We start from the raw sequence: 22,326 nt of genomic DNA, 5'->3' as shown, positions 1-22,326 counted from the left end.
GAAAAGGGAGAAGGCCCGCCAGGCAGATGTCTGACGGGCCTTCCGGAGAGTGACACCCGGCCTCAGCGGCCGGACTTGATCTCCTCGCGCTTCACGGGGCCGCCCACGGCCGGGGAGACCGGGGTCTCGGCCGGCTTCTCGACCGGGTAGAAGAAGCCCTTGATCGCCGGAGCCAGGGCGCCGATGCGGTTCATCTTCTTCGGGACGACCCAGCCGGCGTACTCCAGCGGGATCGGGTGGCCGTGGTCGTCGACCGGGCCGAGCGGCTGGTGGATCTCGACGAACTGGCCGTTCGGGAGACGCTTGATGATGCCGGTCTCGACGCCGTGTGCCAGCACCTGGCGGTCGTGCTGTTGCAGACCGAGGCAGATGCGGAACGCGATGTAGTAGGCCAGCGGCGGCAGGATGACCAGGCCGATGCGGCCCGCCCAGGTCATCGCGTTCAGGCTGATGTGGAACTTGTCCGCGATCACGTCGTTGGCGCCGGAGAGCGTGGCGACCAGGAAGAACGTCAGCGACATCATGCCGATGCCGACGCGCTCCGGGTTGTCCCGCGGGCGCTCGAGCAGGTGGTGGGTGCGCTTGTCCTTGAGCTTGCGCGCTTCCAGCCACGGGTACGCCATGGGCAGGGTGAACAGCGCGCCCAGGCCCACGACGGCCGGCCAGAACATCGGCGGGATGCTGTAGTTGAAGATGTAGATCTGCCAGTTCGGCATGAGCCGGACGAGACCGTCCATGAACATGACGTAGAAGTCGGGCTGCGAGGCCGACGACACCTCGGCCGCGCGGTACGGGCCGAAGAGCCAGATCGGGTTGATCTGGAACACGCCGGCCATCAGCGCGATGACACCGAAGACGGCCATGAAGAAGCCGCCCTGCTTCATCGCGTAGCGCGGGAACATCCGCTCGCCGACCACGTTCTCGTTGGTGCGCAGCGGGCCCGGCCACTGGGTGTGCTTCTGCTTGAACACGATGCCCAGGTGGGCCGCGATCAGCGCGAGCAGGAGGCCCGGGATGAGCAGCACGTGCGCGATGTAGAACCGGCCGATGATGAACTCGCCGGGGAACTCGCCGCCGAAGACCGCCGCCGAGAGCCAGGTGCCGATGACCGGGATGGTCAGCATGATCGCCGAGGCGATGCGCAGACCGGTGCCGGAGAGGCCGTCGTCCGGGAGCGAGTAACCGGTGAAGCCGGCGAAGAAGCCCAGCAGGAAGAGGATGACGCCGATGACCCAGTTGATCTCACGCGGCTTGCGGAACGCGCCGGTGAAGAAGATGCGGGCCATGTGCACGATGATCGACGCCATGAACAGCAGCGCCGCCCAGTGGTGCATCTGCCGCATGAAGAGGCCGCCGCGGACCTCGAACGACAGGTGCAGCGTGGACGCGTAGGCCGCCGACATCTCGACGCCGCGCAGGCCCAGGTAGGAGCCGTCGTACGCCACCTCCCTCATCGACGGGTCGAAGAAGAGGGTGAGGAACACGCCGCTGAGCAGCAGCACGATGAACGAGAACAGGGCGATCTCGCCGAGCAGGAAGGACCAGTGGTCCGGGAAGACCTTGTTCAGCAGGCCGCGCAGCGGGGTGGCTGCCTGGAACCGGTCGTCCACCCCCTTGGCGAAGTTGGTCGGAGCCTCGGAGAGGTCCATCTTTCGGCGCTTCACGGCCGCTCCCAGAAGTCAGGTCCGACGGTGTCCTTGAAGTCGGACGCTGCCACGAAGAAACCTTCCTCGTCCACTGTAAGCGGCAGCATCGGCAGACGCCGAGTCGCGGGTCCGAAGACCGGCTGCGCGTTGTTGGTGATGAGGAACTGCGACTGGTGGCACGGGCAGAGAAGACGGTTGGTCTGCTGCTCGTAGAGGCTGGCGGGGCAGCCCGCGTGCGTGCAGATCTTGGAGTACGCCACGTAGTTGCCGTACATCGAGCCCTTGTTACGGCCGTTGGCGTCCGCCTCGGCGTTCTTCCGGGTCTCGGCCGCGTCGTCCGCCCGGAGGTGGATGAGCAGCGTCGGCGAGTCGGCGTGCTGGTTGGTGGCGCCGTGCGGGATGCCCGGGAAGACGGTCATCTGGCCGCCCGTGCTGACGTCCTCGGGGCGGATCGGGGTGCCGTCCTCACGGGTGAGGCGGACCAGCTTGTTCCCGTTTTCCACCGGGTTGAAGCCGGTGCGGAACATCATCGGCTCGGGGTCGCCGTGCGGGTTCTTGATCAGGCCACCGACCAGCGGGGCCGCGGCGGCCAGGCCGAGCGGCAGCATGCCGAGGCCGATCGCGCCCTTGAGCAGCGGCCGGCGCTGGACGCCCAGCTCGTCCGCCACGTAGAGCATGGTCTGCCCGGTGATCAGGCGCTCGTCGTCGGACGACGGGTCGCCGTGCCGCTGCTGGATGGACAGCTCGTGCGGCAGCAGCTTCTTGGCCCAGGCCAGGATCGCGAAGCCGAGCGCCAGCAGGCCGAGGCCGAGCGTGACGCCCAGGATCGGCGTGTAGTAGTCACTCAGCGTGTGGCCGAGCTCGAACTCCCACGGCCAGACGATGTAGAAGACCAGGAACGCCGCGCTCAACAGGCCGGAGAGCACGAACAGGAAGGAGATGTTGCGGACGACCCGCTTCTCCGCCTTGGAGTTCTGCCCGTGGAAGTGCGACTCGTACGTGACGATCTCGATGTCGTCGCGCCGGAGGCCTTCCTTGACGACGTCGAACCGCGTCAGGTGCGGGTCGTTGACGTCGACCGGCGTACCGGCCTCGCCGGAGTGATGGACCGCCGTCATGACTTCCCCGCAATCCAGAGAGACGTGAAGACCAGCAGGGTGATGCCGACCAGGAAGATGGCCATACCCTCGGTCGACGGCCCGTAACGGCCCAGGTTGAACAGACCGCCCGGGTCCTTGTCCTCCTGGAGCTGGACCTGGATGTAGGTGATGATCTGCTTCTTCTGGTCCGGCGTGAGCTGGTTGTCACCGAAGACCGGCATGTTCTGCGGGCCGGTGAGCATGGCGGCGTAGATCTGCTCGGCCGTGGCGTCGCCCAGGCTCGGGGCGAACTTGCCCGAGGAGAGCGCGCCACCGCCGCCACCGAAGCCGTGGCAGGAGGTGCAGTTGACCCGGAACAGCTTGCCGCCCTCGGCCAGCGCTCCCGGGTTGGCCTCCAGGTCCTCGACGAGCGGGCCCTCCGGAATCTCCGGGCCGCCGCCGAGCTCCTGGATGTACTGCCCGAGCTGCTCGGTCTGGGTCTCGTCGAACTGCGGCGGCTTCTGCTCGGCCTGGGCCTCCTGGCGGGCCATCGGCATGCGGCCGGTGCCGACCTGGAACTCCACCGAGGCGGAGCCGACGCCGATCAGGCTGGGTCCACGCCCGTCGACACCCTGGCCGTCACGCCCGTGACAGGTGATGCAGCTGGTGTCGAAGAGCGCCTTGCCCTCCTGCGCGGCAGCGGAGAGCGGGACGTTGTCCTCGGCGAACGCGCCCGGGGTGAACGCGGTGTAGACGCCGCCGGCCAGCGCCAGTGCGGCGAACATGCGCGCCGCGGCGCCGAGCCTCCGGCGCACCCGGCTGGGCGCGCCGCGCCGCCGGGAGAACACCCGGGCACGCCTGCGGGCGGGGGTGTCAGAAGTCATGGGTTATGTCCCTCTGGTTTGTTGTTGCGATCCTCGCCGTCGGCGCTGCTACTGAAGCCAATAGATCATGGCGAACAGGGCGATCCACACCACGTCGACGAAGTGCCAGTAGTAGGACACGACGATGGCCGAGGTGGCCTGAGCCGGCGTGAAGCGGCCCATGGTCGTCCGGATCATGTAGATGATGAAGGCGATCAGGCCGCCGGTCACGTGCAGACCGTGGAACCCGGTCGTCAGGTAGAACATCGACCCGTACCCGTCGGCGTTGATCTTCACGCCGTGGCCGACCAGGGTCACGTACTCGTTGACCTGGCCGAGCACGAAGATCAGCCCCATCACGAAGGTGATCGTGAACCAGCGCCGCAGCGCGAACACGTCGCCCTTCTCGGCGGCGAAGACGCCGAGCTGGCAGGTCACCGACGAGAGAACCAGGATCACCGTGAACGTCGTGGCGTACGGGATGTTGAGCGCCTCGGTGTGGTGTTCCCACATGCCGGGGTCCGCCGCACGGATGGAGAAGTACATCGCGAACAACGCCGCGAAGAACATGAGCTCACTGGAGAGCCACACGATGGTCCCGACGCTGACCATGTTGGGTCGGGTCAGCGAGTGGATCCGGCTCTTGTCGATGGCTGCCGCTGTCACGGCCTCATTATTCATCCGAGATAGGCCCAAGGTCCTCCGGGGTCCCCAATCCGGCCGGGTGGGAGGCCCGGAATAATCCGTGAGCAGCGGGTAGGCCTAGCCTCGAGTGGTGCGTTCTCACGTTTTGCCCACACTCGCGGCCGATGCCGGGGACACTGGTCTTCCGCCGTTCACCCCGGCGGCCGTCTTCACCGAACTCAACGTCTTCAGCCTGATCGCGCTGGGTCTGCTGGTGTCGGCGGCGCTCTACGGGTACGGCGTCTGGCGCCTACGGCAGCGTGGTGACCACTGGCCGGCCGGGCGCACGGCGGCGTTCGTCGCTGGTGGACTGGGCTCGATCGCGGCGGTGACCGTCACCGGCATCGAGGCGTACGACACGACCCTGATCTCGGTGCACATGGTCCAGCACATGGTGCTGTCCATGGTGGGCCCGATCTTCCTGGCCCTGGGCGCGCCGACCACCCTGGCGCTGCGGGTCCTGCACGGGCCGCCGCGCAGGACGCTGCTCGCCGTGCTGCACAGCCGCTACGTCCGGGTCCTGACGTTCCCGCTGGTCGCGTTCGGGCTGTTCATCGCGAACCCGTTCGTCCTCTACTTCACCGGGGCGTACCGGCAGACCCTGGAACACGTCTGGGCGCACGAGTTCGTCCACCTGCACTTCATCATCACCGGCTGCCTCTTCTTCTGGCCGCTGCTGGGTCTGGACCCGCTGCCGAACCGCTGGCCGTACCCGGGCCGCGCCCTGCTCATGGTGCTGAGCGTGCCGTTCCACACGGTGCTGGGGCTGACGATCATGCAGAGCACCGAGCTGCTCGGCGGCGACTGGTACCCGAGCCTGGGCCTGAGCTGGCTGGATCCCAAGGCCGACCAGGTCACCGCGGGCGGGATCCTGTGGGCCGGCGGCGAGATCGTCAGCGTCACGATGCTCGGCATCCTGGTGGTCCAGTGGGTCCGTCAGTCGGAGCGTGAGGCCCGCCGGATCGACCGCGCCCTGGACCGTGCCGAGGCGGCCGAGAAAGCGGGCCGCCCGGCACCCGACGCCGGATAACAAGTTCGGTACGATCGGCGGGACCTAGGACGTGAGGTGGGGCACAAGATGAGCGAGTACACCGTTCTGCTCTACAGCGACGACGCCGCCGTGCGAGACCGGATCCGGCTCGCCATCGGCACGCGTCCCGCCGCTGATCTCAAGGTCGAGTTCTGCGAGGCGGCCTCCTGGGAGGAGTGCCGCCGGCTGCTCGACGAGTACGAGATCGACCTGATGATGCTGGACGGCGAGGCGACCCCCGCCGGCGGCATCGGGATCGCCCGTCAGACCAAGGACGAGTATCTGAACCCGCCGCCCACCTGCGTCGTCATCGCCCGCGCCGCGGACCGCTGGCTCGCCGCCTACGCGCAGGTCGACGCCACGCTGGTCGCCCCGCTCGACCCGGTGACCACCGGTCAGACGGTGGCCGGCATGCTCCGCGCCCGCCGCGACGGAGCCGTCCCGCTCGGCACCCTGGGCACCGTTCCCCGCTGACTTCTCTGACGAAACCCTCTTTGGGAGGCCCCGCCATGGGCGCACGCACCTGGCCCAATCTGACCAGCGCACTGCTTCGTGGCGAGGAGCTCGCCACCGAGGACACCGCGTGGGCGATGGGCGAGATCATGGCCGGCAACGCGACGCCGGTGCAGATCGCCGGGTTCGCGATAGCGCTGCGGTCCAAGGGTGAGACTCCGGCCGAGCTGGCCGGCCTGGTGCAGGCGATGCTCGCCAGCGCCACGCTGGTCCGGCTGCCGGAGGAGACCCGGACCCGGGCGGTGGACGTGGTCGGCACCGGCGGCGACCGGGCCAACACGGTGAACATCTCCACCATGGCGGCGATCGTCACGGCCTCCGCCGGGGTGACCGTGGTCAAGCACGGCAACCGGTCGGCGTCCTCCACCACCGGCACGGCCGATCTGCTCGAGCACTTCGGCCTGCCGCTGGACCTGGGCCCGGCCGGGGTGGCCCGCACGGTCGAGGAGGCGGGCATCGGCTTCTGCTTCGCGGCCCGCTACCACCCGGGCATGCGGCACGCCGCGGTGACCCGGCGTGAGCTGGGCGTGCCGACCTTCTTCAACGTGCTGGGCCCGCTGACCAACCCGGCCCGCCCGACGGCGGCCATGGTCGGCTGCTTCGACCCGCGGATGGCCCCGGTGATGGCCGAGGTGTTCGCCGGGCGCGGCGACTCGGCGCTGGTGGTGCGCGGCGAGGACGGGCTGGACGAGTTCACCACGGCGGCGCCCACCCGGGTCTGGATGGCCCGGGACGGCAAGGTGGAGGAGCTGCTGGTCGACGCCGCCGACCTGGGCCTGGCGCGCAGCCGGCCGGCCGATCTGCGGGGTGGTGACGCGGCGTTCAACGCCGACGTGGCCCGCCGCACGTTCGCCGGTGAGCAGGGCCCGGTGCGCGACGCCGTGCTCCTCAACGCGGCGGCCGCGTTCGCGGCGCAGAGCGGCTTCCCGGGCGACTTCCACGAGACGCTGCGGGACGGCATCAAGCGGGCCGCCGCGGCGATCGACTCCGGCGCCACGACCGCCCGGCTGGACCGCTGGGTGGCGGCCGCGCAGGCGGCAAAAAGCGCCGAGTAGCCGCAAGAATCCCGCAACACGCCGTCGAGAATGCCCAGTGATGTCCGATATACATGACAACGTCTGAATGACATTCGGGTAATCCGGCTTCCCGTGGAGGGAGAACCCCGTGCAGGAGCGCGAACTCCGGTGCGCCATCTGCGACGGCGACATGCTGTTCGAGGTGCCGCCGTGCGAGGACGGCCACGACGACTGCCCTGAGCTGGTCTGCACCCGCTGTGGAGCCGCTGAGGTGGTCGCCCCGATCGTCGTACACCTGTGGATGCCCAGCGGCGAGAAAAGGCGTGTGGCGCCCGCTCAGCGGTCTGCCGCGGCCTAGGCGCAACGAGAAAGCCCGCCTCCCCTGACGGGAAGGCGGGCTTTTCTCAGCTGGAGAGACTCAGAGGTGAGCTTCCGGGTGCCGGGTGCCCGAGTAGTACTCGAACAGCAGGCCGCACGAGGTGAGGATGACGCAGACCAGGCCGAAGGCCAGCAGCCACCACATCCAGAACACCAGGCCGATGCCGGCCACCGCCGCCGCCAGCGCGATGCCGAACGGCCAGTAGCTGCCCGGGCTGAAGAAGCCGACCTCGCCGGCGCCCTCGGCGATCTCGCCGTCCTCCCGGTCCTCCGGGCGCAGGTCGATACGCCGGGCGACGAACCAGAAGAAGCCCGCGCACATCGTGCACAGCAGTCCGGAGAGGATCAGCGCGACCACGCCGACCCACTCGGTGCCGCCCTCGTACCCGTCGGCGGTGCCGGACGCGTTCCCGGTGTTGAGCGTGTAGAGCCCGTACACGGCGGCCGCGCCGAAGAGGAACACGGCGACCGCGGCGAAGATCTTGTATTCGGTCCTCATCGAGAGTCCCCTTACTTCCCTGCGGCTACGGTGTCGGGCTGGTTCCAGGAGTGCTGCTGACGACGCGTGTTGAACGGCGACGTCTTCGTGGCGAACGGCGCCTCGCCGATCGCGATGAGCGCCTCCGGCGTCGACTGCCCGGCCTTCTTCGCCGCGAGGAACCGGTCGAACTTCTCGGACGAGACCGTCACCAGCTCGAAGTTCATGAAAGCGTGGTACGTGCCGCACAGCTCGGCGCACCGGCCGACGTAACGGCCCTCCTTGTCGAGGGTCACCTCGAACACGTTGCGCACGCTGCCCGGGAAGACGTCCCGCTTGAACAGCATCTCCGGCACCCAGAACGAGTGGATGACGTCCTTGCTGGTCTCCTCGAACCGGATCGTCTGTCCGACCGGGAGGACCAGGATCGGGATCACATCGGACGAGCCGATGGTCGAGGCGACCGTGTTGGCGTCCTCGCCCATCCCGTCACGGTAGTTGAACTGCCAGTTCCACTTGAACGCCACGACCTCGACGACCTGGTCCGGATTCTTGGACAGCTTGTCGACACTGGTCTGCACGACCGCGGTGTAGAAGAAGAGAACCGCGACGATCAGGATCGGCGTGACCGTGTAGAGGATCTCCATCGGCATGTTGAACCGGGTCTGCACGGGCAGCTCTTCGCCGCGCTTGCGGTACCGGATCACACACCAGAAGATCAGACCCCACACGCCGATGCCGACCGTCAGGGCGGCGATCGTCGACGCGATCCACAGGTCGTACATCTCGTGGGCCTGCAGACTGATGCCCCGGCTCGGCCAGCCGAAGTTACCGAATGCGGAACCCCAGTCCTCGATCGAACAGCCCGAGAGCAGCGTCAGCAGCGTCGCGCCGCCGAGAACCAGCCCGGCCGCCCGGCCTACTGCCCGCGGCCGTGTGGCCGAACTCCTTGCGCCCACCTGCTTCTGCCTCCTTAGCAGCGCCGCCTGCCGAAACCGGACACCTGGCGGCAAGGCTCACTGACGGTCGCACATTACTCGACCAGGCCACGGCGATCAGCCACCGGGGGGCTTGGGGCCCTGGCGTGGGAGCGACCCGTCCTGGAAAACACCCGGACAACCGGACGATACCGTTCCCTGTGTGGATTACACAGGCGATCCGGCCGGGGCGCCCGCTTACCTGGACTCGGCCACCGCGGCTCCGCCGCATCCGGTGACACGGGAGGCGCTGCTCGCCGCCCTCGCCGACGGCTGGGCCGACCCGTCCCGGCTCTACGCGGCCGGGCGGCGGGCCCAGCATCTGCACGAGGCGGCCACCGCGGTGGTCGCCGAGATCCTGGCCGTACGGGCGGACGAGGTGAGTTTCCAGCCATCCGGCACGGCGGCGGCCCAGGCGGCGGTCCTCGGCGGGCTGGGCGGCCGCGCGCGGGTGGGCCGGGTGCTGGTGCATTCGGCGATCGAGCACTCGGCGGTGCTGCACGCCGCGCGTACGGCCGAGGCGGTGGAGGTCGGCGTGGACCGGCTGGGCCGGCTCGACCTGGACGCGTGGGCCACCGCGGTCCGGGCCGGCGGGGTGGCCCTGGCGAGCCTGATCAGTGCCAGTCACGAGGTGGGCACGGTGCAGCCGGTGGCCGCCGCCGCGGAGCTGTGCGCCGAGGCCGGGGTGCCGCTGTTCGTGGACGCGGCGCAGACCGTGGGCCGGGCGCCGGTGCCGCCGGGCTGGTCGCTGCTGAGCGCCTCGGCACACAAGTGGGGCGGTCCGGCGGGAGTCGGGGTGCTGGTGGTGCGCAAGGGTGTGCGCTGGCTGTCCCCGTACCCTCAAGATGATCTTTATCGCCCCCGCCACCCGGGCGCGCTCTCGCTGCCGGCCGTGGTCGCGGCGGCCGCGAGCCTCCGTGCCGTGGTGGCCGAGGCGCGGAGCGAGGCGGTCCGGCTGAGCGCCCTGGTCGACCGGATCCGGGAGCGGGTGGCCGCCACCGTGCCGGACGTGGAGATCGTCGGCGACCCGGTCGAGCGGCTGCCGCACCTGGTCACGTTCAGCTGCCTGTACGTCGACGGCGAGGCCCTGCTGCACGCCCTGGACCGGCACGGTTTCGCCGTCTCGTCCGGTTCCTCGTGCACCTCGTCGACGCTGCGCCCGAGTCACGTGCTGGAGGCGATGGGTGTGCTCAGCCACGGCAACGTCCGGGTGTCGCTGCACCGGGAGACCACCGAGGCGGACGTCGAGAGATTCCTCACCGTGCTGCCGGACGTGGTGGCCGCCATCCGGAAGGAGGCCGGGATCTGATCACCCTGGACTGCCGGGGCCTGCGCTGCCCGATCCCGGTGATCCGGCTGGCCAGGGCCATTCCGGGCGTGGCGGTCGGTGAGATCGTGCGGGTGCTCGCCGACGACCCGGCCGCGGCCAACGACATCCCCGCCTGGTGCCGGATGAAGGGCCAGGAGTTCGTCGCCGCCGACGGCCAGGCCTTCGACGTGAGAAGGCTGAGCTGAATGGCTCCGCTGAGTCAGCGGCGGCGATCGTCGAGGTAGCCCACCACTGAGGGGACCGGGTCCTTGGCCAGGTGGGTGTCGACGACCAGGCGCGGGCCCAGGTAGGGCTCGTACTCCGCCTGGCGTTCCAGGACCCGCACCCAGTCCGGGATGCCCTCGTGGTCGCGCGCCTTGAACCGCTCCTCGACCCGGCGCCGGTGCTCCACGTCGTCGCCGCAGATCACCTCGACGACCCGCAGCGGCACCTCCATCCGCTCGGCCAGGTCCACCCAGAGCTGCCGCGCCGCCCGGACCGGGTTCACCGCGTCGATGATCACGTGGTGGCCGATCCGGAGCTGCTCCTCGGCCACCGCGGCCACCACCCCGTAGGCGGCGTAGCCGGGCCGGGGCTCCTGCACCCCGTACCGCCGCAGTGTGAAGTCGACCGTGTCGACGGCCAGGACCGTCGCGGGCAGGTCGGCGGCCACCGCGGCGGCCAGGGTGCTCTTACCGACGCCGGGGAGCCCGGCGAAGACCGCTAACACCATGTCGTGGTCACGCCGGGAGCAGCGGCGCGACTTCCGCGGCCGCCTCGTCGCCGTACGCCGACGCGAACCGCTTCGTGAAGTCGGGAGCCTTGATGTCGTACTCCTGGGTGCCGACCGTCTCCAGCACCAGAGCCGCGACCAGCGAGCCGACCTGGGCGGACCGCTCCAGCCCGAGCCCCCACGACACACCGGCGAAGAAGCCGGCCCGGAAGCCGTCGCCCACCCCGGTCGGGTCCTCGCCGATGACGTCCGGGACGACCGGCACGTGGATCCGCTCGATGCCCCGGCCGGTGATCTCCACACCGTCCTTGCCGAGCGTGGTGACCCGGATCTTCACCTGCTCCAGCACCTGGTCGCCGGTGAGGCCGGCCTTGGTCTCCAGCAGGGACCGCTCGTACTCGTTGGTCAGCAGGTACTCCGCGCCGCCGATCAGGCTCAGCACGTCCGAGCCGTCCATCCGGGCGAGCTGCTGCGACGGGTCGGCGGCGAACGCGTAACCCCGCTCGCGGCACTCCTCGGAGTGCCGGATCATCGCGGCCGGGTCGTTCGCGCCGACCAGCACCAGGTCGAGGCCGCCGGCCCGCTCGTGCACCGGCCGCAGCTCGATGTTGCGCGCCTCGGCCATCGCCCCGGCGTAGAAGGAGGCGATCTGGTTGAGGTCGTCGTCGGTGGTGCAGACGAACCGGGCGGTGTGCGCCGTGTCGCTGACGTGCACCGAGCCGCAGTCCACCCCGTGCCGCTCGAGCCAGGAACGGTAGTCACCGAAGTCGGCGCCGACCGCGCCCACCAGAAGCGGGCGCAGGCCCAGCTTGCCCATCCCGAAGGCGATGTTGGGGGCGACACCGCCACGGCGGACCACGAGGTCGTCGACGAGGAAGGAGAGCGAGACCTTGTGCAACTGGTCCGCGATGAGCTGCTCGGCGAACTTGCCGGGGAAGTGCATCAGATGGTCGGTGGCGATCGAGCCGGTGACGGCGATCTTCATTTCGGCCCTCGGGGTAGGGAACAGGGGGCGTTACGGGATGAGACTACCGGCCCGAAGCAGCGAACAGGCCGCCCCGTACAACGGGACGGCCTGTTCAAAGGTTGCCTCAGTGGAACGAGTCACCACAGGCGCAGGAGTTCTGCGCGTTCGGGTTGTCGATGGTGAAACCCTGAGCGTCGATCCGGTCGGCGAAGTCGATGGTCGCGCCCGCAAGGTACGGCGCGCTCATCCGGTCCACCACGACCTCGACGCCGTCGAAGTCGCTGACGACGTCCCCGTCGAGCGAACGCTCGTCGAAGAAGAGCTGGTAGCGCAGGCCGGAGCAGCCACCGGGCTGTACGGCGATGCGCAGGCGCAGGTCGTCGCGCCCCTCCTGCTCGATCAGGGCCTTGACCTTCACCGCGGCGACGTCGGTGAGGATGACGCCGGTCGGGGCGGTCGCCTCGGTCGACTCGGTGTGCGCTTCAGTGGTCACTAGGTATCTCCCTGCCAGGTGCGGTCATGTGCCGTACCAGGCAACGCTAACCCCAATCGCCCGGATTCCCAATCCGGGGCCGAACAGATCACCGCCCGTCCGGCCACCCCGGCCCCCGCCCCTGAAACGGACTAAGAACGACTCCACTGCCCGGCCAGGCGACTTGAGAGTTCCCGCAGGCCACGGGCCGGTTCCGCGAGAGCCGTCTCGACGTCGCCGAAATGCTCCACAAGAGTGTGCGTCTCGGTAACCCCGGCGGCCGCGGCCTCCCGGTGCCCGGTCTCGTTGCGGCCGGCCAGCACCACGCACGGCAGGCCCCGGTCGCGGGCCCCGGCGGCGATCCCGGCGACCACCTTGCCCCGCAGCGACTGGTGGTCGAAGGAGCCCTCGCCGGTGATCACCAGGTCGGCGGCGTCCAGTTCGCGGTCCAGGCCGATCAGGTTCGTGACCAGGTTGATGCCGGAGGTGACCGTGCCGCCGAGGGCGATCAGCGCGGCGCCCAGACCGCCGGCCGCGCCGCCGCCCGGGCGGGTGGCCAGGTCCTCGATCCCGAACGCCTTCTCCAGCACGCCGGCGAAGTGCTCCAGGGCGGCGTCCAGGCGCAGCACGTCCTCCCGGCCGGCGCCCTTCTGCGGGCCGAAGACGTTGCTGGCGCCGTGCAGGCCGGTCAGCGGGTTGTCCACATCGGTGGCGGCGACCAGGCGCACCTGCCGCAGCCGGGGGACACCGCCCAGGGCGGCCGCGGTGATCAGCGGGATCCCGCCGTACGGCAGGGCCTGGCCGGCGTCGTCGACCGGGGCGGCGCCCAGCGCGGCCAGCATGCCGGCGCCGGCGTCGTTGACCGCGGAGCCGCCCAGCCCGACGACCACCTCGGCCGCTCCGGTCTCGACGGCGGCGGCCAGCAGCAGGCCCAGGCCGTAGGAGGTGGTCACCCTGGGGTCGCGTTCGGCGGCGGAGAGCAGGTGCAGCCCGCAGGCCTGGGCGCTCTCCACGTAGGCGACGCCGTTCGCGTACAGGATCTCGCCCCGGGCCGGGCGGCCGAGCGGGTCGACGGTGTCCACCGGGATCCGCCGGCCGTCCAGCCTGACCGGGCGGCTGGCGCCGCACGGTCCGACCCGGGCGGCTGGCGCCGCACGGGCCACCGGGTCCAGCGCGGCGGCCAGGACCTCGACGAATCCGGGGCCGCCGTCGGCGAGCGGCCGTTGCACGAGGACGTCACCCGGGACGGACCAGCCGTCGGCGACGGCCTGGGCGACTTCGGGGGCGGAAAGGGTACCGGCGAACTTGTCCGGACAGATCAGTACGCGCACACCGCGAGTGTGGCAGCACACCCTCCGGGGCGCAGCTACCGTCTCATCCGCTGTGCGAACATGGCTGGCGTGACGTCGACCTGGACCGAACCCGCGAACACCCCTGTGGCTCTGCTCCTGCTCGGGCAGGGCACCGACCCGGCCAGCGAGCGGGGCGTGGACTGCCCCGGTGAGCTGCCCGCCCCGAGCGACCCGGACCTGGTGGCCCGGGCCGAGGCGGCGAAGGCGGCGCTCGGCGACCGGGTGTTCGTGCTGGGGCATCACTACCAGCGTGACGAGGTGATTCGCTTCGCCGATGTGACGGGCGACTCGTTCAAGCTGGCCCAGCAGGCGGCGGCCCGCCCTTCCGCCGAGTTCATCGTGTTCTGCGGTGTCCACTTCATGGCCGAGAGCGCCGACATCCTGACCGGTAAGGAGCAGCGGGTCATCCTGCCCGACCTCGCGGCCGGCTGCTCGATGGCCGACATGGCGGTGCTCGGCCAGGTCGAGACGGCGTGGGAGCACTTCCAGGACCTCGGCATCGCGGGCGACATCGTCCCGGTGACGTATATGAACTCGTCCGCCGACATCAAGGGTTTCGTCGGCCGCAACAAGGGCGTGGTGTGCACCTCGTCGAATGCGAAGCGCGCCCTGGACTGGTCGTTCGAGCAGGGGTCGAAGGTGTTCTTCCTGCCCGACCAGCACCTGGGCCGCAACACCGCCGTGCTGGAGATGGGTTTCGACCTGGACGACTGCGTCCTCTACGACCCGCACAAGCCGCAGGGCGGCCTGACCGGTGAGCAGCTGCGGAACGCCCGGATGATCCTGTGGCGGGGCCACTGCTCGGTGCACGGCCGGTTCACCATCGACAGCGTCCGCGAGGTGCGTGAGCGGGTGCCGGGCGTCAACGTCCTGGTGCACCCGGAGTGCCGCCACGACGTGGTCCGGGCGGCCGACTACGTGGGCTCCACGGAGTACATCATCAAGGCCCTGGACGCGGCCGAGCCCGGTTCGGCGTGGGCGGTCGGCACCGAGCTGAACCTGGTCCGCCGTCTCGCGCTGGCCCACCCGGACAAACAGATCATGTTCCTTGACCGGACGGTCTGCTACTGCTCCACCATGAACCGGATCGACCTCCCCCACCTGGTGTGGACGCTGGAGGAACTGGTCGCCGGACGGGTGCCGAATGTGATCACGGTGGACGAGAAGACCGCCCATGAGGCCCGGGTCGCCCTCGACCAGATGCTCGCCTTGCCGTAACTCTGAGTAGTCGATTGAATCCACCCGCACGGTGGATTCTCTTGGCGCGCCTCATCCATCAGCATTTAACGGCGTTTCACGCATCGCCACGGCTGCCGTGGTTGTCACTCAGCGCTATGCTTCCCCGGTTGCAGAATCGGGTACCCCCGCCCGCGCTCTGCTTACTCGATCATCGGGCGCGACACGCCCGCCGGCTGGAGGTTACGTTGACCGAAGATGTCCTGGTCGTGCACGGTGGCACGCCGTTGCAGGGGCAGATCCGGGTTCGTGGCGCCAAGAACCTCGTCTCCAAGGCCATGGTGGCCGCCCTGCTCGGTGAGTCCCCCAGTCGCCTCTTCGACGTGCCGCGGATCCGCGACGTCGAGGTGGTCAGCGGACTGCTCGAACTGCACGGTGTGAAGGTCACCGCCGGCGTCGAGGACGGCGAGCTGGTGATGGACCCCACCAACGTGGAGAGCGCCAGCACCGACGAGATCAACGTCCACGCGGGCTCCAGCCGGATCCCGATCCTGCTGTGCGGGCCGCTGCTGCACCGCCTCGGTCACGCGTTCATCCCGGACCTGGGCGGCTGCCACATCGGCCCGCGCCCGATCGACTTCCACATCGGCGCCCTGCGTGAGTTCGGCGCGGTCGTCGACAAGACCCCCGAGGGCATGCACCTGAGCGCCCCGAACGGGCTGCACGGCGCCAAGCTGGAGCTGCCCTACCCGAGCGTCGGCGCCACCGAGCAGGTGCTGCTCACCGCGGTCCGCGCCGAGGGCGTCACCGAGTTGCGCAACGCCGCGATCGAGCCGGAGATCATCGACCTGATCTGCATCCTGCAGAAGATGGGCGCGATCATCAAAGTGCACACCGACCGGGTCATCGAGATCCAGGGTGTGCCCCGGCTGTACGGCTACGAGCACAAGCCGATCCCGGACCGGATCGAGGCGGCCAGCTGGGCCGCGGCGGCGCTCGCCACCCGTGGCGAGATCGAGGTCCTGGGCGCCCGCCAGCAGGACATGATGACGTTCCTGAACGTCTACCGCTCGATCGGCGGCGAACTGAAGATCACCGACGACCGGGTGGCCCGCGCGGGCGTGTCCGGCTCCGAGGGCGGCATCAAGTTCTGGCACCCGGGCGGCGAGCTGAAGGCCGTCGCGCTGGAGACCGACGTGCACCCCGGCTTCATGACCGACTGGCAGCAGCCGCTGGTGGTGGCGCTGACCCAGGCCCGGGGCATCTCGATCATGCACGAGACGGTGTACGAGCAGCGGCTCGGCTACACCGAGGCGCTGAACCAGATGGGCGCCACCATCCAGGTCTACCGGGACTGCCTGGGCGGCACCCCGTGCCGGTTCGGCCGCCGCAACTTCATGCACTCCGCGGTGATCGCCGGCCCGTCCAAGCTGCACGCCGCCGATCTGCGCATCCCCGACCTGCGGGCCGGGTTCGCGCACCTGATCGCGGCGCTGGCCGCCGAGGGCACCTCGCGGGTCTACGGCGTCAACCTGATCAAGCGTGGCTACGAGGACTTCGAAGCGAAGCTGGCCGCTCTCGGCGCCCACGTCGAGCGTCTCTGAGCTGCAGGTTCGTCACGATCAACGGCGCGGTGTGTGACACACCGCGCCGTTTGGCTACCCTTCTTACGTGCCCTCGCTGTTTCGCCGTAAGCCAGCCACCGTCGACGCCTCCCCCGCCGAGCAGGAGGTGGTCGCCGGCGAGCCGCGCCCCAAGGGCTACACGCCCAGCAAGAAGGAACTCGGGGTGGTCACGCCGAAGCGGGCCGCCCAGGGCCGCCGCGTGCAGGACCCCGCTCCGTCCAGCCGCAAAGAGGCGTACAAGCAGATGCGCGAGCGGCAGCGGGCCGAGCGCGCCGAGGCCGCCGAGGGCATGCGCAACGGCGACGAGCGTTACCTGCTCGCCCGGGATCGCGGCCCCGAGCGTTCACTGGTCCGCGACATCGTCGACTCCCGGCGGACTGTCGGGTCGTTCTTCATCGCCGGCGCGGTGGTCGTGCTGATCGGCTCGTCGATCAACATCCCGGCGGTCTACTACGCCAGCAACGTGCTCTGGGCCGTTCTGGCGCTGGCCGTCTTCGTGGACAGCGTCCTCATCGCCCGCCGGATCAAGAAGCAGGTCCGGGCGCGTTTCCCGCAGACCACGCAGAAGCTGGGCGGCCTCTACTTCTACGGGATCATGCGCGGCCTGACCTTCCGGCGGATGCGCGTGCCGAAGCCGAAGGTTCAGCTCGGCGCGACCGTCTGACGTCCCTCACGCGACGCGGAGACCACTCGGTCTCCGCGTTCCGTCTTTTTCGACCCTTTCCGGTACGGGCATGGCCGCACCCCACCGCAAAACGGCTGTTCCGCCTGCTCGGCGCGAGCCACTGCCGGGTCGCGCCTTTGCCGCGCCCGCCGGGCTGAGCTGCCCACTCACCCCACGCTCCCACGCTCCCGCGATCTTGGATGTTCTGCCACCGGATGCGGTGGTCCGGCGCCCAAGATCGCCCCGAGGGAGCGACCGGGCGCAGCACGATCGCGCAAGGGGGAGCGGCCCTCGGCCCGGCGCAGCACGGCGATGGCCTACTCCACGCCCGCCAGGCGCAGCAGGGCGGTGACGGCGGCCGCGACCACGACGACCACGACGAACGGCGCTTTCCGCCAGGCGAGCAAACCGCCGACCAGGACCCCCGCCGGGCGGGCGAAACCGGCGAACTCGCTGCCGGCCATCAGCGCGGCCGTCCCGGCCAGGGCGGCCAGCAGCGCGGCGGCCGACATCGGCAGCAGCCGTTGCAGGGGCTCGGAGAGTTCCAGACGGTCGCGCAGCACCACGCCGCTGAGGCGGATCGCATAGGTGCCGACCGCGAGAATCAGGATCGCGGTGATCAGCATCATTCCTCCAGTACGCAGGTAGCGAAGATCCTTTTCCGGCCGGCCCGCAGGGCTAGAGCTGCCTCACGCTCCCCGAAACAGCACTGGCAGCCAGCCGGAAACGGGTGACTGGTACTCAGGGCTGTTTCGCGGGGGCGGAGGCAGCGCTGGGAGCCGGGTGGGTGGGTGGGCGGCGGGTGGGGCGGAACAGGACGAGCAGGCCGAGCAGCGCGCACATGACCGGCAGGCCGGCCGGGAGCACCGGGGTGAGCAGCACCGCGACGGCCGCGCCGGCGATCGCCACGAGGCGGGTGTCGCGGTCCCGTAGCGAGGGCAGGATCAGCGCGATCAGGCCGGCCGGGAACGCCGCGTCGAGGCCGAGCGCGTCCGGGTCGCCGGTGGCGCCGCCGAGCAGGACGCCGAGCACGACGCCGGTGTTCCAGACCACGAACAGGGTGGCCCCGACCAGCCAGTAGATCCGGCGGCGGGCCTGCGGGGAGGACTCGGCCAGGGCGAAGGCGACGGTCTCGTCGGTCATGATGTGCGCGCCGACCAGCCGGTCCCGCCAACGGGTGCCGAGCACGTCGGCGACGGCCAGGCCGAACGGCAGGTGCCGGGCGTTGAGCAGCAGGCCGGCCAGGACGGCGGCGACCGGGTTGCCGGCCGCCAGGAGGCCGACGGCGAGGAACTGGGAGCCACCGGCGAAGATCAGCACCGACATGACGACCGGAACCCACGCGGGTAGCCCGTACGCGATCGTGATGGCGCCGAAGGACGCGCCCACCGCGAGCGTGGCCGCGGCCAGAGCGCCGATGTCCCGGACCTGCGCACGCGTTCGATATAACGTACCCATAGTTCGAAATAGTGAACGAGCGGCGAGCGTTCGTCAAACCGAACGATGAGACCGATGGAGCGAACATGCAGCAGCCGGCACCCCCGCTGGCCCTCATCGCGGCGAACCTGCGCCGGGAACGCGACCGGGCCGGGATCTCCCTGGCCGAACTGGCCCGCCGGGCCGGCCTGGCCAAGTCCACGCTGTCCCAACTGGAGGCCGGGTCCGGCAACCCGAGCATCGAGACGCTGTGGGCGCTCGGGGTGGCGCTCGGCATCCCGTTCAGCCGGCTGATCGAACCGCCGGCCTCACCGGTGCGCGTCATCCGGGCCGGCGAGGGCCCCCGGGTGCGCTCCGACAGCGCCGACTTCTACGGGACCCTGCTGGCCACCGGCGCGCCGAACGCACGGCGCGACATCTACGTCCTGGAACTCGAACCGGGCGCGCGGCGCGACGCCGAACCGCACATCCCGGGCAGCGTCGAGCACATCGTGGTGTCCGCCGGGCGGATCAGGGTCGGCCCGGTCGCCGAACTGGTCGAGATCGGTCCGGGCGACTACGTCACCTTCCCGGGTGACGTGCCGCACAGCTACGAGGCGCTGGAGCCGAACTCCTGGGCCATCCTCGTCATGGAGCACCGTTAGCCGTGTAGAGGCGGGCGACCACGTCCTCGATGTCCGGCTCCAGCAGGGACAGGTCCCGGACGTCGACCGCCGCGACCAGGCCCGCCACCGCGGCGCCGGCCGTCGACGACTCCAGGACGAAGGTGACCCGGTGACCGTTCGCGGTCACCCCGGCCAGCTTCGTGCCGGGCAGCTCGAACCCGTCCGGCAGCGGCTCGGCCAGGTCGGCGACGATGCTGCGGCGGGACCCGTACCGGGCGTGCAGGGCCTCGATGCTGCCGTCGTGCACCACCCGGCCGTGATCGATCACCACGAGACGCTCGCAGAGCCGCTCGATGTCGGCCAGATCGTGCGTGGTCAGCACCAGCGTCACGTCACCGGACCCGCCCAGCTCGGCCAGGAACGAGCGGACCGCCTGCTTGCTCACCACGTCCAGGCCGATCGTCGGCTCGTCCAGGAACAGCACCTCCGGACCGTGCAGCAGGGCCGCGGTCAGCTCGCCGCGCATCCGCTGACCCAGCGACAACTGCCGGACCGGGGTGTCCAGGAACGCGTCCAGGTCGAGCAGCGACCGGCAGCGGCGCAGCCGGGCCGCGTGCTCGGCGGCCGGCACCCGGTAGATGTGCCGCAGCAGCCGGAACGATTCACGCAACGGCAGATCCCACCAGAGCTGCGAGCGCTGGCCGAACACCACGCCGATCCGCAGCGCCAGCCGGGTGCGCTGCGGCACCGGGGCCAGGCCGCACACCGACACGTCACCGGAGGACGGGGTCAGCACGCCGGTGAGCATCTTCAGGGTCGTCGACTTGCCGGCGCCGTTCGGTCCGATGTAGCCGACCATCTCGCCACGGCCGATGCTCAGGGACACCCCGTCCACGGCGGAGACGGTCCGTTTCGCTCTTCGGAGGCGGCCGGCTTTCACCCGTACAGTGAAATCTTTGCGAAGCTCGCGCATTTCGATCATGAACCTGTGCTCCGGTAGTGACGGATCCCGGCGCGCCAGACGCCGGCGGCGAAGGCCGCGGCGGCGAGCGCGACCAGCGGGGAGAGAAAGCCGGACCAGGCCGGCAGACCGAGCGGATCGGGCACGCCGAGTAACGCCAGCGCCGGCTGATAGGCCACGAAGGCGAACCCCAGGGCGTACGCGAAGAGGCCGCGGAACCAACCGCCGTAGACCGACATCGGGTACGAGGTGAAGTCCCGCCCGCCGTAGGTGAACGCCGCGCCCACCTCGCCCGACTCCACCCACCAGAACGCCAGGCTCGCACTCGACACGAAGATCGACCCGAAGAAGACCGCCGCCGCGACCGGGGCCACCACGAGCAGCAGCACCCGGGCCGGCGTCCAGTCGATGTCGTTGGCGGCGACCGCCAGGCCCAGTACCGTGAACCCGAACACCACCCGCAGCGCCTTGCGGATCGGCAGATCCATGAGCAGCAGCTGCGGCAGCGCGCCCAGCGGCCGGACCAGTACGGCGTCCAGCGTCCCGGCCCGCACCAGCGACTTGAGGCGGTCCACGTTCCCCACCGCGAAATCGGCCAGCGTGAACCCGGCCGCGCTCAGACCGGTGATCAACATCGCCTCGGCCAGCGAGAACCCGCCGAGCGCCGGCGTGACCCGGAACAGCACCAGCACGGTGAGCACATCGAAGACCGTGGCGCCCATGTTGCCGAACAGTTCGATCAGGAACGACGTACGGTAGGCGGTCGCCGACCGGACCTGCGCCGCCCCGAGAGCGGCATAGGCGCGCAGCTCACCCACCCTGCACCACCAGCCGCCGTTCGGCCCGCCGCTGCACCAGCGCGCCCAGCGCCAGGATCAGCACCGCCCACACCACCTGCAGCGCCACCAGCCCGGCCTGCAACGCCGGGCCGTCCCGCTCGGCGATCACGTCGAGCGGCGTCTGCAACAGGCTGGGCAGCGGCGTCGCCACCCACAACGCCACCGTCAACTCCACCGGCAGCAGCCGCAACGGGAAGTAGAGCCCGCCGAGCACACCGGCGCTCAACGTCCACAGGGTGATCGGCCCACGGGCGTCCTGGAGCCAGTACGCCGACGCGTTCACCACGAACCGGCAGCCGAAACAGATCACCACGGCCAGCACCACCGAGACGGCGAAGAGAGGCACCGTCTGCCACCGGGTCGGCGTGTGCAGCGGGAAGAAGACCACCCCCGCGAGCAGCGGCGGAGCGAACCGGGTGAGCATGCCGTGCAGCGCCCGGCCCAGGTCGGCGGCGAGAAACCCGGTCAGTGGGTGCACCGGACGTAACAGGTCGGCCGCGATGTCACCACTGCGTATCCGGTCGGCCAGCTCCGTCCAGCCCCAGAGGCCGATGACAGCGAGTAAACCCTGACCCACCCAGACGTACGTGGCGAGTTGCTCGGCGGTGTACCCGGCGGGACGCTGCCCCGCGGCGGTCGCGGCCACCGCGAGCAGTACGTAACAGCGGAGGAAGCCGAACACGATGTTGGTGAACGTTCCGGCTATGGTGGCTTGCCGGTAGGTCGCGTACCGCCGGAAACCCGACCCGATCAGCGCACCGAAAGTAGCAATGGAGGCGCGGAACGGACCTATTCGAGAGATCGTCGGCACGCTGGCGTCTCGCTGGTCCACGCCGTTAATCTCCTTTCGAAACCCCCGCGACGGAGCCGGGAGACTCTACGCAGATCCCCGGCCGAACGCGGCCCCTTTTCTTGACAGGTGGAGTTCGCCGTGACGGAGCGTTGCCATTCGACGGGTCACCCGCTGGGCGCCCGATGAACGGCTGGAGCTCCCGGCCGAGCGCCGACGGCTGGGATGACGAACCCGCCTGGGTCTACGAGATCACCTGGGAGTGGGAACCCCTGCCCGGCCAGCGCTACCCCGGCGACCCGGGCCGCCGCAAGGCCGTGCACACGCCCGTCTACGAGGCGTCCCGCGGCGGTTCCGGTCCGGCCAGTTCGGCGCCGGTCAGCGGTGCGGGCCGGGGCCGTGCGTCGGTCACCCCACGACCCGAGGATCAAAACCAGTTCCGGTACGAGGAACCGCGCCCGTCCGCGCCCGCGGCCCCGCGCGACGAGCCCTCCTGGAACCGGCCCATCCACATGCACGACCGCGTCGACCAGGGGCGCGGTCCCGCCGCGCCGGGCGGCCCCGACCCGCGGCGCGGGGCGGCCCCGGTCTACGGCCGGTCGGCCGGCTCCGGCCCTGCCCCTTCCGGTGCCCCCGGCACCCCCGTCACTCCCGGCGGTCCCGGTCGCCCTGGCGCTCCCGGTGGCCCTGGCGCTCCCGGTGCCTACGGCGGCCCCCGCTCTCCTGGCGGCC

25 protein-coding genes are annotated in these 22,326 nt (G+C 70.3%); 10 read left to right on the top strand and 15 right to left on the bottom strand.

All coding sequences use genetic code 11. The features are described from left to right. Positions 1-62: 62 nt before the first annotated feature. The 4 genes from qcrB to ctaE are packed head-to-tail and all read right to left on the bottom strand — an operon-like array spanning position 63 to position 4,254. Complete coding sequence (qcrB, locus tag KZ829_RS23995; protein WP_220146156.1) at positions 63-1,664, bottom strand: cytochrome bc1 complex cytochrome b subunit; 1,602 nt, start codon at positions 1,662-1,664, stop codon at positions 63-65. After that, entirely contained in the window at positions 1,661-2,764 is a 1,104-nt protein-coding gene (qcrA, locus tag KZ829_RS23990) for a cytochrome bc1 complex Rieske iron-sulfur subunit (RefSeq protein WP_220146155.1), read from the bottom strand. Before qcrA ends, qcrB begins: the two co-directional genes overlap by 4 nt. Next, entirely contained in the window at positions 2,761-3,609 is an 849-nt protein-coding gene (qcrC, locus tag KZ829_RS23985; protein WP_220146154.1) for a cytochrome bc1 complex diheme cytochrome c subunit, read from the bottom strand. Before qcrC ends, qcrA begins: the two co-directional genes overlap by 4 nt. A 48-nt stretch (positions 3,610-3,657) precedes the next feature. Then, positions 3,658-4,254 carry an aa3-type cytochrome oxidase subunit III gene (ctaE, locus tag KZ829_RS23980; protein WP_220146153.1) on the bottom strand — a complete coding sequence of 199 codons (597 nt, stop codon included), beginning with the start codon at positions 4,252-4,254 and terminating at the stop codon, positions 3,658-3,660. 109 nt (positions 4,255-4,363) lie between these two features. Here ctaE and KZ829_RS23975 point away from each other — a divergent pair, with 109 nt between their 5' ends. From KZ829_RS23975 to KZ829_RS23960, 4 genes are all read left to right on the top strand, one after another. Continuing rightward, positions 4,364-5,302, top strand: coding sequence for a cytochrome c oxidase assembly protein (locus KZ829_RS23975; RefSeq protein WP_308285634.1), 939 nt, complete (start codon positions 4,364-4,366; stop codon positions 5,300-5,302). A gap of 48 nt (positions 5,303-5,350) precedes the next feature. Next, on the top strand, positions 5,351-5,776 hold the full coding sequence (locus KZ829_RS23970; protein ID WP_183226021.1) for a hypothetical protein: 426 nt from the start codon (positions 5,351-5,353) through the stop codon (positions 5,774-5,776). Positions 5,777-5,811: 35 nt separating this feature from the next. Beyond that, entirely contained in the window at positions 5,812-6,870 is a 1,059-nt protein-coding gene (gene trpD, locus KZ829_RS23965) for an anthranilate phosphoribosyltransferase (RefSeq protein ID WP_220146152.1), read from the top strand. Positions 6,871-6,979: 109 nt separating this feature from the next. Continuing rightward, positions 6,980-7,189: a hypothetical protein gene (locus tag KZ829_RS23960; protein WP_220146151.1), complete on the top strand. Its 210-nt coding sequence runs from the start codon at positions 6,980-6,982 to the stop codon at positions 7,187-7,189. 60 nt (positions 7,190-7,249) lie between these two features. Here KZ829_RS23960 and KZ829_RS23955 read toward each other — a convergent pair whose 3' ends face one another. Further along, complete coding sequence (locus KZ829_RS23955) at positions 7,250-7,708, bottom strand: cytochrome c oxidase subunit 4 (protein WP_220146150.1); 459 nt, start codon at positions 7,706-7,708, stop codon at positions 7,250-7,252. Positions 7,709-7,719: 11 nt separating this feature from the next. Next, positions 7,720-8,646 (bottom strand): aa3-type cytochrome oxidase subunit II, encoded by a 927-nt coding sequence (gene ctaC, locus KZ829_RS23950; protein ID WP_220146149.1) that lies wholly within the window; start codon positions 8,644-8,646, stop codon positions 7,720-7,722. A gap of 181 nt (positions 8,647-8,827) precedes the next feature. On the opposite strand from ctaC, the gene KZ829_RS23945 reads away from it, so the two are divergent. Next, positions 8,828-9,973 (top strand): cysteine desulfurase family protein, encoded by a 1,146-nt coding sequence (locus tag KZ829_RS23945; RefSeq protein ID WP_220146148.1) that lies wholly within the window; start codon positions 8,828-8,830, stop codon positions 9,971-9,973. Beyond that, positions 9,970-10,179, top strand: a complete 210-nt coding sequence (locus KZ829_RS23940; protein WP_208467703.1) for a sulfurtransferase TusA family protein — start codon at positions 9,970-9,972, stop codon at positions 10,177-10,179. Before KZ829_RS23945 ends, KZ829_RS23940 begins: the two co-directional genes overlap by 4 nt. Before the next feature lie 14 nt (positions 10,180-10,193). Here the strand turns inward: KZ829_RS23940 and KZ829_RS23935 are convergent, their stop codons facing one another. From KZ829_RS23935 to KZ829_RS23920, 4 genes are all read right to left on the bottom strand, one after another. After that, positions 10,194-10,706 (bottom strand): P-loop nucleotide/nucleoside kinase family protein, encoded by a 513-nt coding sequence (locus KZ829_RS23935; protein WP_220146147.1) that lies wholly within the window; start codon positions 10,704-10,706, stop codon positions 10,194-10,196. A 7-nt stretch (positions 10,707-10,713) separates the two neighbouring features. Beyond that, a complete protein-coding gene (locus KZ829_RS23930) occupies positions 10,714-11,691 on the bottom strand; it encodes a carbohydrate kinase family protein (protein WP_220146146.1) in 978 nt (325 codons plus the stop codon). Positions 11,692-11,797: 106 nt separating this feature from the next. Beyond that, the gene (gene erpA / locus KZ829_RS23925; RefSeq protein ID WP_183226029.1) at positions 11,798-12,166 is read right to left on the bottom strand and encodes an iron-sulfur cluster insertion protein ErpA; all 369 of its coding nucleotides are present in this window, start codon (positions 12,164-12,166) and stop codon (positions 11,798-11,800) included. Between the two features lie 131 nt (positions 12,167-12,297). After that, positions 12,298-13,476: a glycerate kinase family protein gene (locus KZ829_RS23920; RefSeq protein ID WP_220146145.1), complete on the bottom strand. Its 1,179-nt coding sequence runs from the start codon at positions 13,474-13,476 to the stop codon at positions 12,298-12,300. 60 nt (positions 13,477-13,536) lie between these two features. On the opposite strand from KZ829_RS23920, the gene nadA reads away from it, so the two are divergent. From nadA to KZ829_RS23905, 3 genes are all read left to right on the top strand, one after another. Continuing rightward, positions 13,537-14,715, top strand: coding sequence for a quinolinate synthase NadA (nadA, locus tag KZ829_RS23915; RefSeq protein ID WP_220146144.1), 1,179 nt, complete (start codon positions 13,537-13,539; stop codon positions 14,713-14,715). Between the two features lie 194 nt (positions 14,716-14,909). Then, positions 14,910-16,277: a UDP-N-acetylglucosamine 1-carboxyvinyltransferase gene (murA, locus tag KZ829_RS23910; protein ID WP_239140249.1), complete on the top strand. Its 1,368-nt coding sequence runs from the start codon at positions 14,910-14,912 to the stop codon at positions 16,275-16,277. Positions 16,278-16,344: 67 nt separating this feature from the next. Beyond that, on the top strand, positions 16,345-16,962 hold the full coding sequence (locus KZ829_RS23905) for a DUF3043 domain-containing protein (protein WP_220146143.1): 618 nt from the start codon (positions 16,345-16,347) through the stop codon (positions 16,960-16,962). A gap of 317 nt (positions 16,963-17,279) precedes the next feature. On the opposite strand, the gene KZ829_RS23900 is transcribed toward KZ829_RS23905, so the two are convergent. Both KZ829_RS23900 and KZ829_RS23895 read right to left on the bottom strand, forming a co-directional pair. Next, the gene (locus tag KZ829_RS23900; RefSeq protein WP_220146142.1) at positions 17,280-17,588 is read right to left on the bottom strand and encodes an AzlD domain-containing protein; all 309 of its coding nucleotides are present in this window, start codon (positions 17,586-17,588) and stop codon (positions 17,280-17,282) included. 115 nt (positions 17,589-17,703) lie between these two features. Next, entirely contained in the window at positions 17,704-18,420 is a 717-nt protein-coding gene (locus tag KZ829_RS23895) for an AzlC family ABC transporter permease (RefSeq protein ID WP_220146141.1), read from the bottom strand. Positions 18,421-18,485: 65 nt separating this feature from the next. Between KZ829_RS23895 and KZ829_RS23890 the strand changes: the two genes are divergently transcribed. After that, a complete protein-coding gene (locus KZ829_RS23890) occupies positions 18,486-19,043 on the top strand; it encodes a helix-turn-helix domain-containing protein (protein WP_220146140.1) in 558 nt (185 codons plus the stop codon). Here the strand turns inward: KZ829_RS23890 and KZ829_RS23885 are convergent. The 3 genes from KZ829_RS23885 to KZ829_RS23875 are packed head-to-tail and all read right to left on the bottom strand — an operon-like array spanning position 19,027 to position 21,636. After that, positions 19,027-19,986 (bottom strand): ABC transporter ATP-binding protein, encoded by a 960-nt coding sequence (locus tag KZ829_RS23885; protein ID WP_220146139.1) that lies wholly within the window; start codon positions 19,984-19,986, stop codon positions 19,027-19,029. The two genes, KZ829_RS23890 and KZ829_RS23885, sit on opposite strands and share 17 nt — an antisense overlap. Continuing rightward, positions 19,983-20,783 (bottom strand): ABC transporter permease, encoded by an 801-nt coding sequence (locus KZ829_RS23880; RefSeq protein WP_220146138.1) that lies wholly within the window; start codon positions 20,781-20,783, stop codon positions 19,983-19,985. Before KZ829_RS23880 ends, KZ829_RS23885 begins: the two co-directional genes overlap by 4 nt. Continuing rightward, a complete protein-coding gene (locus KZ829_RS23875) occupies positions 20,776-21,636 on the bottom strand; it encodes an ABC transporter permease (RefSeq protein ID WP_220146137.1) in 861 nt (286 codons plus the stop codon). The genes KZ829_RS23880 and KZ829_RS23875 overlap by 8 nt, the downstream gene beginning before the upstream one ends. Between the last annotated feature and the right edge of the window lie 690 nt (positions 21,637-22,326).

This window comes from Actinoplanes hulinensis (genome assembly GCF_019429605.1).
Taxonomy (GTDB): Bacteria; Actinomycetota; Actinomycetes; order Mycobacteriales; family Micromonosporaceae; genus Actinoplanes; species Actinoplanes campanulatus.
Note: the sequence above shows the minus strand (reverse complement) of the source record. Positions and strands in the feature narration are given on the sequence as shown.

Bases quoted from the DNA above. Each gene is read 5' to 3' on its own strand.
- qcrA (WP_220146155.1), bottom strand. From the start codon at position 2,764: ATGACGGCGGTCCATCACTCCGGCGAGGCCGGTACGCCGGTCGACGTC.
- qcrC (WP_220146154.1), bottom strand. From the start codon at position 3,609: ATGACTTCTGACACCCCCGCCCGCAGGCGTGCCCGGGTGTTCTCCCGG.
- KZ829_RS23885 (WP_220146139.1), bottom strand. From the start codon at position 19,986: ATGATCGAAATGCGCGAGCTTCGCAAAGATTTCACTGTACGGGTGAAA.
- trpD (WP_220146152.1), top strand. From the start codon at position 5,812: ATGGGCGCACGCACCTGGCCCAATCTGACCAGCGCACTGCTTCGTGGC.
- KZ829_RS23890 (WP_220146140.1), top strand. From the start codon at position 18,486: ATGCAGCAGCCGGCACCCCCGCTGGCCCTCATCGCGGCGAACCTGCGC.
- KZ829_RS23955 (WP_220146150.1), bottom strand. From the start codon at position 7,708: ATGAGGACCGAATACAAGATCTTCGCCGCGGTCGCCGTGTTCCTCTTC.
- KZ829_RS23900 (WP_220146142.1), bottom strand. From the start codon at position 17,588: ATGCTGATCACCGCGATCCTGATTCTCGCGGTCGGCACCTATGCGATC.
- KZ829_RS23895 (WP_220146141.1), bottom strand. From the start codon at position 18,420: ATGGGTACGTTATATCGAACGCGTGCGCAGGTCCGGGACATCGGCGCT.
- nadA (WP_220146144.1), top strand. From the start codon at position 13,537: ATGGCTGGCGTGACGTCGACCTGGACCGAACCCGCGAACACCCCTGTG.
- KZ829_RS23930 (WP_220146146.1), bottom strand. From the start codon at position 11,691: ATGAAGATCGCCGTCACCGGCTCGATCGCCACCGACCATCTGATGCAC.
- KZ829_RS23935 (WP_220146147.1), bottom strand. From the start codon at position 10,706: ATGGTGTTAGCGGTCTTCGCCGGGCTCCCCGGCGTCGGTAAGAGCACC.
- KZ829_RS23970 (WP_183226021.1), top strand. From the start codon at position 5,351: ATGAGCGAGTACACCGTTCTGCTCTACAGCGACGACGCCGCCGTGCGA.